The 8,860-nt window shown below is 71.3% G+C and carries 10 protein-coding genes; 6 read left to right on the plus strand and 4 right to left on the minus strand.

The features are described 5' to 3' along the window. The first annotated feature begins 7 nt into the window (after nt 1-7). Nucleotides 8-904 (plus strand): bestrophin family protein, encoded by an 897-nt coding sequence (locus tag D7W82_RS19155; RefSeq protein ID WP_120619727.1) that lies wholly within the window; start codon nt 8-10, stop codon nt 902-904. Between the two features lie 26 nt (nt 905-930). Here D7W82_RS19155 and D7W82_RS19160 read toward each other — a convergent pair whose 3' ends face one another. Beyond that, nucleotides 931-1,374, minus strand: a complete 444-nt coding sequence (locus tag D7W82_RS19160; protein WP_120562433.1) for an organic hydroperoxide resistance protein — start codon at nt 1,372-1,374, stop codon at nt 931-933. A 44-nt stretch (nt 1,375-1,418) separates the two neighbouring features. After that, entirely contained in the window at nt 1,419-1,859 is a 441-nt protein-coding gene (locus tag D7W82_RS19165) for a MarR family winged helix-turn-helix transcriptional regulator (RefSeq protein ID WP_120562434.1), read from the minus strand. Between the two features lie 151 nt (nt 1,860-2,010). Between D7W82_RS19165 and D7W82_RS19170 the strand changes: the two genes are divergently transcribed. The 4 genes from D7W82_RS19170 to D7W82_RS19185 all read left to right on the plus strand — a co-directional run bounded on the left by D7W82_RS19170 (nt 2,011) and on the right by D7W82_RS19185 (nt 4,764). Continuing rightward, nucleotides 2,011-2,793: a HipA family kinase gene (locus D7W82_RS19170; RefSeq protein ID WP_120619728.1), complete on the plus strand. Its 783-nt coding sequence runs from the start codon at nt 2,011-2,013 to the stop codon at nt 2,791-2,793. Beyond that, entirely contained in the window at nt 2,771-3,169 is a 399-nt protein-coding gene (locus tag D7W82_RS19175) for a DUF3037 domain-containing protein (RefSeq protein WP_120562436.1), read from the plus strand. The genes D7W82_RS19170 and D7W82_RS19175 overlap by 23 nt, the downstream gene beginning before the upstream one ends. A 149-nt stretch (nt 3,170-3,318) precedes the next feature. Continuing rightward, nucleotides 3,319-4,290, plus strand: coding sequence for an endonuclease/exonuclease/phosphatase family protein (locus tag D7W82_RS19180; protein WP_120619729.1), 972 nt, complete (start codon nt 3,319-3,321; stop codon nt 4,288-4,290). Between the two features lie 81 nt (nt 4,291-4,371). Next, a complete protein-coding gene (locus tag D7W82_RS19185) occupies nt 4,372-4,764 on the plus strand; it encodes a DUF488 domain-containing protein (protein WP_120619730.1) in 393 nt (130 codons plus the stop codon). Here D7W82_RS19185 and D7W82_RS19190 read toward each other — a convergent pair. Then, nucleotides 4,761-5,576 carry a J domain-containing protein gene (locus tag D7W82_RS19190; protein ID WP_120619731.1) on the minus strand — a complete coding sequence of 272 codons (816 nt, stop codon included), beginning with the start codon at nt 5,574-5,576 and terminating at the stop codon, nt 4,761-4,763. The genes D7W82_RS19185 and D7W82_RS19190 overlap by 4 nt on opposite strands. 129 nt (nt 5,577-5,705) lie before the next feature. On the opposite strand from D7W82_RS19190, the gene D7W82_RS19195 reads away from it, so the two are divergent. Further along, nucleotides 5,706-8,312: a M1 family aminopeptidase gene (locus D7W82_RS19195; RefSeq protein WP_120619732.1), complete on the plus strand. Its 2,607-nt coding sequence runs from the start codon at nt 5,706-5,708 to the stop codon at nt 8,310-8,312. A 13-nt stretch (nt 8,313-8,325) separates the two neighbouring features. On the opposite strand, the gene D7W82_RS19200 is transcribed toward D7W82_RS19195, so the two are convergent. Next, nucleotides 8,326-8,860: alpha/beta hydrolase (locus tag D7W82_RS19200; RefSeq protein ID WP_120619733.1), on the minus strand; the 535-nt coding region annotated here is incomplete at its 5' end.

Consider the following 8,860-nt stretch of genomic DNA (forward strand, 5'->3'; position numbering starts at 1 on the left):
CCCCTACATGGTTGAGTATGACCCGCATCGCTGGTGGAGCTACTTCCACTACCTGCGCGGTTCGATGGTGAAGGAGATCGTCGGCCGAGTGTTGATGTGCGTTGTCTGGGCCGCGGCCGTGGTGGTCTTCGACCAGCAGGTGCGCGACGTGGGCGAGCCTCCCACGGTGCACACGCTGGCGGGCATCTCGCTGAGCCTCCTGCTCGTGTTCCGCACCAACGCCTCCTATGACCGCTTCTGGGAGGGCCGGAAGCTCTGGGGCGGCATCGTCAACGAGACGCGCAACCTGCTGCGCGCGTCAGAGCCCTTCCTGGGCCGCACGGAGCTGTTCGCCCCGCTGGTGCGCTGGACGGCCGCGTTCCCCTTCGCCACCGCCGCGTGGCTGCGCGGCCAGCAGCGGCACCTGGGCCCCCACACGGACACCCTGCCCCCCGGGGAGGTGACGGACGTGCTCAAGGCCCAGCACGTGCCCCTCGACGTGGCCCGCCGGATGACCGCCGTGCTGGACGAGGGCCGCCGCCAGGGGCTCTATCCCGAGTACGTCCAGATGCAGCTGGACCAGAACGTCCAACTGCTCATCGACTACCTGGGAGGTTGTGAGCGCATCCACCGCACGCCCATGCCCTTCGCGTACATGGTGCACCTGCGCCGCGCGCTCATCCTCTACTGCTTCACCCTGCCCTTCGCGCTGGTGGACACTTTTGGCTGGGTGACAGTCGTGGCCACGTTCGTCGTCGCGTATGTCTTCTTTGGCATCGAGGAGATCGGCGTCGAGATTGAAGACCCCTTCGGCACGGACGACAACGACCTGCCGCTCGACACCATCTGCCAGAACATCCAGAACAACCTGCTGGCGCTCCTGCCGGCCTCCGCCGCGAGCGCCCGCGACGACTCCGCCGCCTGAGCTCGCGACAGGGGCCGGGTGAAGGGCTACTCCGCGACGGAGACCTTCACCTCGATGTTGCCGCGCGTGGCGTTGGAGTACGGGCACACCTGGTGGGCCGCCTCCATCAGCTGCTGCGCCTCCTCGCGGGGGATGCCCGGGAGGATGCCCGTGAGCTCCACCGCCAGGCCGAAGCCGCCCTCGGGCGTCTTGCCGATGGTGACGGTGGCCTTCACGCCGGCCTTCTCATCCAGCTTCTTGCCGGCCTTGCCCGCGACCAGGCGCAGCGCGCTCTCGAAGCAGGAGGAGAAGCCCGCGGCGAAGAGCTGCTCGGGGTTGGTGGCCGTCTCCTTGCCGGAGCCGCCCAGCTGCTTCGGCATGGCCAGCTCCAGGCCGTTCAGCGGGCTGTTCTCCAGGAGCAGCTTGCCGTTGCGTCCGCCGTGCGTGATGGCGGTGGTGGAGTAGAGCGGCGAGATCTGGACCGGGGCCATGGTGTTGCTCCTTCGTGACGTCGTGAGTGGAAACCGCGTGTGTCTCAAGCGCTGCGTGAAACCTTCTCGAACAACCGCTGGATGTCCCGGCGCAGCCGCGCCAGCTCCTCCAGTGAAAGGCCTGTGCGGCAGACGATGGCCTCCGGGATGGACGCGGCCTTGCGGCGCAGGGCCTTTCCCGGCGCGGTGAGCGACACCGTCACCGACCGCGCGTCCTCCTTGGAGCGCTCGCGGCGCACGAAGCCCAGCGTCTCCAGCCGCTTGAGCAGCGGCGTGAGCGTCCCCGAGTCCAGGTACAGCTTCTCCCCCAGCTCCTTCACCGACACCCCGTCCGTCTCCCAGAGCACCAGCATCACCAGGTACTGCGGATAGGTGAGCCCCAGCTTCGCCAAGAGCGGCGTGTAGGCCTGCACCATCGCGCGCGACGCCGCGTAGAGCGGGAAGCACAGCTGCAGGTCCAGCCGGAGGAAGTCATCCGTCGACATGGGGAATATGTAGTGCACAATTCAATTGTGCGCAACTGATTTGGCGGCACGCGAGGGGAAGCACCGTCAGGTGTAGGGTGTTTCCCCCGTCGGGCAGGGCCGTGGTACAGCCGCCACCCCCGGAGTGCCCGGGAACTGTCGAGGACGAGTGATGCTCAGGACGGTCACCGCCACGCGCTACGTGACGCCCTTGCGCGAGGGGGGCTCCTTGCCCGCCATCGTGGAGGCGAACGACGCGGGGCTCTATGTCGTGAAGTTCCGTGGGGCGGGCCAGGGGGCCAAGGCGCTCATCGCGGAGTTGCTGGCGGGGGAGCTGGCGCGGGTGCTGGGCCTGCGCGTTCCGGAGCTGGTGTTCGTGGAGCTGGACGTGTCGCTGGGGCGCAACGAGCCGGACAGCGAAATCCGCGAGCTGCTCAAGTCGAGCGCGGGGTTGAACCTGGCGCTGGACTACCTGCCGCGCTCGGTGACGTTCGACCCGCTGGCGGTGCCGGTGCCGGAGGCGCAGGTGGCGTCCGCCATCGTGGCGTTCGACGCGTTCGTGACGAACGTGGACCGCACGCCGAAGAACCCCAACCTCCTGGTGTGGCACCGCAACCTCTGGCTCATCGACCACGGGGCGGCGATGTACTTCCACCACTCGTGGGACGGGTGGGAGGAGCGCAGCCAGACGCGCTTCGCGCCCATCAAGGACCACGTGCTCTTGCCATGGGCGCACGGGCTGGCGGAGGCGCAGGACCTGCTCCAGGCGCGGGTGACGCGGGAGGTGGTGGAGCGCATCGTGGGGTCCATCCCGGAGGCGTGGCTGGGCCAGGAGCCCGCGTTCGCGTCCACGGCGGAGCACCGCGCGGCGTACGTGACGTGGCTGATGCGCAGGCTGGAAGCGGCGCCGGCGTTCATCGAGGAGGCGACGCGTGCCCACGCCCAGCTCGTTTGATTACGCCATCATCCGGCTGGTGCCTCGCGTGGAGCGCGAGGAGTTCATCAACGTGGGCGTCGTCCTCTTCTGCGTGCAGCACCGCTTCCTGGGCGCGCGCGTGGAGCTGGACGTGGCGCGGCTGAAGGCGCTGTCACCGGACGCGGACGTGGAGCTGCTCGGCGGCCACCTGGAGAGCTTCCGCCGCGTGTGCGTGGGCGGGAAGGACGCGGGGCCCATTGGGCGGCTGCCGCAGAAGGAGCGCTGGCACTGGCTGGTGGCGCCGCGCAGCACGATGCTCCAGACGGGCCCGGTGCACGCGGGCCTGTGTGACGACCCGGACCGCGCGCTGGAGCACCTGCTCGACACGATGGTGCGGGTGAAGCCCGCTCCGTGAGCAGCCGGGCGGGCGGGCACTGTGTCCGCCTGCCAGCACATCGCGGCTGGCGCCGACGCATCCCATGGTGAAGAGAGCGGGGAGGCCTGGACGTTCGTGCCAGGGCTTCCCATTTTTCGCCGCGAGGCATGGGGAGGTGGCGTCCGGACATGGAGCCGTCAGCGCTGCGCATCGTCACGTACAACGTCCGCTACTTCGGCCACATGCTGAGGGGGCTCGCGAGCACCGTGGGCCCCAAGCGCCGGGTGGCGGCCGCCCTGGCCACCCTGGACCCGCTGCCGGACATCGTCTGCCTCCAGGAGGTGGAGACCTCCTCGCTGCGCAGCAACATCGTCCACCGGCCCACCCGCCCAGGGGAGACGCAGCTGGAAGCCTTCATGGAGCGCGTGGAGGAGACGTTCGCCCTCCAGGGGAGGGACATGCCCTACGAGGCGTTCTACTTCCGTGCGCACCACTACAAGGTGGGGGAGCTGTCGCTGTACACGACGGGGCTGGCGATGCTCGTCAACACGCGCACGCTCCAGGTGGACCGGCACAACGTGGAGGCGCCGGAGCACATCACGCACCATCACGTGCAGGGCTTGAAGGAGCGCAAGCAGAGCCGCATCTGCGCGCACATGCGCGTCTTGCGCCGCGCGGACCAGCGCGCGTTCCACGTCTTCAACACGCACCTGAGCCTGCCCACGCCGTTCGCCCGCGAGTTCTGGGCCACGCGCGACAAGATGGGCGGCGGCGTCAACCAACTCCATGAAGCGAAGAAGCTCGCGGGCTTCATCGGGCTGCACGCGAAGGAGGAGCCGTTCGTGGTGTGCGGGGACTTCAACTCGCCGCCGTCGTCGCCGGTGTTCCGCTATCTCACGGGGGACGCGCACCTGACGTGCGCCCAGGCGGCGGTGGGGCAGATCAACCCGACCCTGTCCCGCGCCTTCCCCACCGCGGGCTTCATGCACATGCGCATGCACCTGGACCACCTGTTCTCCGGTGGCGGCGTGAACTGGGTGGACACGGAAGAGACGCGGCCCTTCGGAGACCTGACCAGCCGCTTCCACGGCCTGTCCGACCACGTGCCGCTCATCGCGCGCTTCCGGCTGGCCGCTCCGGCGCCCGCGCTGGTGACCTGAGAAGCGGGCCGCCGCGTCCCCGGCGGGTGCTCCCCGCGCGCGCGTCGCGTGGGCAGCGTGTCCTCAAGGAGGCTCGCGACGATGATTCGACTCCAGCGCGTCTATGACGAGCACGGCCCGGACCCGCGTGCGGGGACCCGCTTCCTGGTGGACCGGCTGTGGCCTCGGGGGCTCAAGAAGGCGGACCTCCATCTGGACGGCTGGCCCAGGGAGGTGGGGCCCAGCACGGAGCTGCGGCGGTGGTTCGCCCACGACGTGGAGCGCTGGGACGAGTTCCGGCGCCGGTACACCCGCGAGCTGGATGCGCACCACGACGCGTGGGAGCCGCTGCTCGAGGCCGCGCGCCACGGCCGCGTCACCCTGCTGTTCGGTGCCCGCGACACCGAGCACAACAACGCCGTGGTGTTGAAGGACTACCTGGAGGCCCGGCTGAAGCGCCCCGCGCGAACGAAGCCGCGCCGCACGGTGCACTAATCCGCGTCGCGCTCCAGCGCCTCCCACGCGTCCAGGATCTCGCGCGTGCGGCGCTCCGCGAGCGCGTGGAACTCTGGCGCCAGGTGGGCCACCTTGTCCGGGTGGTACTGCGCGATGAGCGTGCGGAACGCCTTGCGCGCCTCGTCCTTGGGGGTGCCCCGCTCGATTCCCAGCACCGTCCAGGGGTCCTTCGTCTCGGGCTCGGCCGCGACGGCGCGACTGCCGCGCGGGGGCGTGGCTTCGTCGGCCTGCCACGCGCGGGCCCTGCCGGGACCCGGGCGGGCGCCAGCGCCTCCTCGCGAGGACGCGTCGTCGCGGGGCTCGGAGGAGACGTAGCGCGGCGGCGCTCGGGGCGCGGGCTCAGGGCGGCGGTGGCCGGGGCGCTTCTCCGGGTCGGGCGCGGGGATGCTGTGAGACAGGCGGCTCAGGGCCTCCTGGAGGAACCACATATCTTCAGCGGGACTCGCGTGCTTGCGCACCACCGCGCGCGGCTTGCCGCCCTCCAGCAGCACATAGCCCGTGGCCGCCGCGTAGGCGCGCTTCTTGTCCTCCGGGTAGAGCCGGTCGCCCAGGTCCCCCAGCGGATCCCTCCACATGCCTTCCGTGGTGCCTTCGTCCGCCACGATGACCTGCGACAGCACGTGCCCGAACAGGTCCTCCAGCGCCGCGAAGGGCTCGCGCGCCTGCGGTGGACGCGTCATCGCCGCGCCGTGGCGCACGCCGGCCACCAGCAGCAGTCCCTGCGCCGCGTCCACGAACGAGAAGAGCTTCTCGCGGACCTGCTTGTCGGAGAAGTAGAGAACGGCCTGCACGGTCCTCCCATCCTGGGGAAGCCCCCGCCGTTTCTCAACCTCCGCCGGGCCGGACCCAGGAATTCCGACAAGACGCGGTTCAAAGCGGCTCGACCCGGGGGCGGGCTTGCGGAAGAGTCACCCTCCTCTATGCGCTGCTGCCACCGCCACGCCCCTGCCGCCGCCGGGTCCTCCGACCCGCATCCGTTCAGCCTCCCCGGCGCCACCGAGCACTACGCCACGCCCCGCCCCGTGCGCGCCGAGCACGTGCGCATCGAGCTGGACCTGGACTTCGCCCAGCGCGCCCTGGCCGGCACCTGCACCACCCGCGTGTCCGCCGTCCGCGCCGTGTCCACCGTCACCTTCGACGCCGTGGACCTGGACGTCACCGAGGCCCGCGTCGACGGCCGCTCCGTCCCCTTCTCCAACTCCGGCGCGCACGTGCGCGTGGAGCTGCCTCGCGCGCTCGACGCGGGCCAGGCGTGCGACGTCGCGCTCACCTACCGCGCCCGCCCCCGCCGCGGCCTCTACTTCTGGGGCCCCGACGCGGGCTACCCCGACCGCCCGCTCCAGGCCTGGACTCAAGGCCAGGACATCGACGCGAGATGCTGGTTCCCCTGCCTGGACACGCCCGCGCAGAAGGCCACGTCGGAGGTCATCGCCACCTTCCCCGCGCACATGACGTCGCTGTCCAACGGCGTGCTCGTCAGCGACGTCACCAGCGGCGAGCGGCGCACCCAGCACCACCGCATGGCGCAGCCGCACGCGCCCTACCTCGTCACGCTGGTGGTGGGCGAGTTCGACGAGGCCACCGACACCGCCGGCACCACGCCGCTGCGCTACCTGTTCCCCAAGGGCCGCCGCGAGGACGCGCTCCGGTGCGTGGCGCGCACGCCGCAAATGATCGCCGCGTACGAGTCCATCACCGGTGAGCCCTACCCGTGGAGCGGCTACGCGCAGGTGTTCGTCACGGAGTTCATCCTGGGCGGCATGGAGCACACCACCGCCACCACGCTGGTGGACACCGTGCTGCACGATGCGCGGGCGCACCTGGACTACAACGCCGAGCCGCTCATCTCCCACGAGCTGGCGCACCAGTGGTTCGGCGACCTGCTCACCTGCCGCGACTGGCCCCACGGCTGGCTCAACGAGGGCTTCGCCACCTACTTCGAGGTGCTCTGGAAGGAGCGCGGTGACAACCGGGACGAGGCCGACCACCACCGGGCGCTCGACCTGGAGGCCTACCTCTCCGAGACGCGCGAGCGCTACGCGCGCCCCATCGTCGCCCGGAAGTTCCAGGCGCCCATGGACCTGTTCGACCGCCACCTCTACGAGAAGGGCGGTCTGGTGCTCCACGAACTGCGCCGCCGCGTGGGGGAGGACCTCTTCGTGCGCGCCCTGCGCCACTACGTCGCGTCCCACCGCCACGGCGTGGTGGAGACGGTGGACCTGGCGCGCGCCTTCGAGGAGGCCACCGGCCACAACCTGGACCCGGTCTTCGACCAGTACGTCTTCTCCCCCGGCCACCCGGAGCTGAAGGTGGAGGTCCGCTACGAGGCGGACGACGCGCGCCTGCGCATCACCGTGCGCCAGACGCAGCGCACGGATGCGGGCACGCCCGTCTTCCGCCTCCCGCTGGAGGTGGCCGTCACCGTGAACGGTGAGGACACGCACCACCGGTTGGAGCTCACGGACGCGGAGCACCGCTTCCACCTGCCCTGCCCCGCCGCGCCCACGCAGGTGCGCGTGGATCCGCGCCGCGACGTGCTGGGCACGCTGGACGTGGACAAGGCCGTGGGCCTGTGGCGCGAGGAGCTGGCGAACGCCCCGGAGGCCCGCGCACGGACGGAGGCCGCGCACGCGCTGGGGAAGGACGGGGGCCTGCGGTCGGTGGAAGCGCTGGGCCGCGCGCTGAAGGACGCGAAGCTGTTCTGGGCCACCCGCGCCGCGTGCGCGAAGGCCCTGGGCCGCATCCGCACGCCGGAGGCCCGCGCGCTCCTGCTGGACGCGGTCGCCACCGAGCATCCGCGCGTGCGCCGCGCCGTCGTCGCCGCGCTGGGCGAGTTCCGCCACGACGTGGAGGCCGCGGGGAGCCTGCGCGCGCTGCTGGAGGCTGGAGACGCCAGCTACTTCGTGGAGGCGGAGGCCGCCCGGGCATTGGGCCGCGTGCGCGCGCCGGAGGCGCTGCCCCTGCTGGAGGCCGCCACCGCGAGGCCGTCGTTCCAGGATGTCATTGGCGCGGGTGCGATGGACGGGCTCGCGGAGACGCAGGACCCCGCCGCGTTCCCGGTGGCCGTGGCACGAACGGCGTATGGCCAGCCCGCGTTCCTGCGCCGCGCGGCCGTGAGCACCGTGGCGAAGCTGGCGGAGGTGGCGAACCGCAAGCGCGAAGCAGTGGACCTCTTTGCCCAGCTGCTGCGCGACCCGCAGTTCCGCGTGCAGCTGGCCGTCTGCGACGCGGCCTCCACGCTGGGCGACCGCCGCCTGCTGCCCGCGCTGGAGGGCACGACCTTCAGCGATCCGCGCACCCGCCGCTACGCCCGCGAGGCCGTGCGCGCCCTGCGCGAAGGCGCCCCCCAGGCCCGTGAAGTCGCGTCGCTGCGAGAGGAACTGGACGCGCTCAAGCAGGAGACGCGCACCCTGCGCGAGAAGCTGGAGACACTCACGCTCAACGCGCAGCCCGCCGCCCCCGCGCGGAAGCCCGTGCGCAAGCAAGCGGCGAAGCGCGGCCGCACGCAGCCCAAGCGTCGGCGCTGAACCTCGGTTGGCTTCAGTCGGTCTGCCCCTGCAACGACTGGCGCAGGAACGCGCGCCAGTCCTCGAGCAGTTCGGGCGACACGTCGTGGCCCAGGTCCGGGTAGGTCCTCACGTCGATGGGGACGCCCCGACCTTGCAGCTCCGCGACCCGCTCGCGCGTGTGCCGCACGGGGATGATGGCGTCCTGCTCTCCCTGGAGCACCCGCACCTTGCGCGCCACACGCTGCTCCTGCCCCGGGTCCCCCAGCAGCCGCGTCCCCATGGGCACCGCCGCGTCCACCAGCTCCGGGTGCCGGATGGCCAGCATCCACGCCAGGTCTCCCCCGTAGGAGAACCCCGTCACCACGACGCGGCGGAGCTCCGGGTGCGCCGCCCGGACCTCGCGGATCAACTCCGCGAGCCGCTCCGCCATGCGCTCCACGTCCTCCGTCTTCCCCTCCCACGTCTTCTCCTCGTGGTCGGCCTGGAACCACGTGAAGCCGTCACGGCGGGGCCTCGGGCCCTGGGGCAGCAACGTGCGCACCGGGATGCCCAGCGACTGGATGGGC

Source organism: Corallococcus sp. CA049B (genome assembly GCF_003611685.1).
Classification (GTDB): Bacteria; Myxococcota; Myxococcia; order Myxococcales; family Myxococcaceae; genus Corallococcus; species Corallococcus coralloides.

Coding starts and splice junctions, on each gene's coding strand:
- D7W82_RS19155 (WP_120619727.1), top strand. CDS start 8: ATGGTTGAGTATGACCCGCATCGCTGGTGGAGCTACTTCCACTACCTG.
- D7W82_RS19160 (WP_120562433.1), bottom strand. CDS start 1,374: ATGGCCCCGGTCCAGATCTCGCCGCTCTACTCCACCACCGCCATCACG.
- D7W82_RS19165 (WP_120562434.1), bottom strand. CDS start 1,859: ATGTCGACGGATGACTTCCTCCGGCTGGACCTGCAGCTGTGCTTCCCG.
- D7W82_RS19170 (WP_120619728.1), top strand. CDS start 2,011: ATGCTCAGGACGGTCACCGCCACGCGCTACGTGACGCCCTTGCGCGAG.
- D7W82_RS19180 (WP_120619729.1), top strand. CDS start 3,319: ATGGAGCCGTCAGCGCTGCGCATCGTCACGTACAACGTCCGCTACTTC.
- D7W82_RS19185 (WP_120619730.1), top strand. CDS start 4,372: ATGATTCGACTCCAGCGCGTCTATGACGAGCACGGCCCGGACCCGCGT.
- D7W82_RS19195 (WP_120619732.1), top strand. CDS start 5,706: ATGCGCTGCTGCCACCGCCACGCCCCTGCCGCCGCCGGGTCCTCCGAC.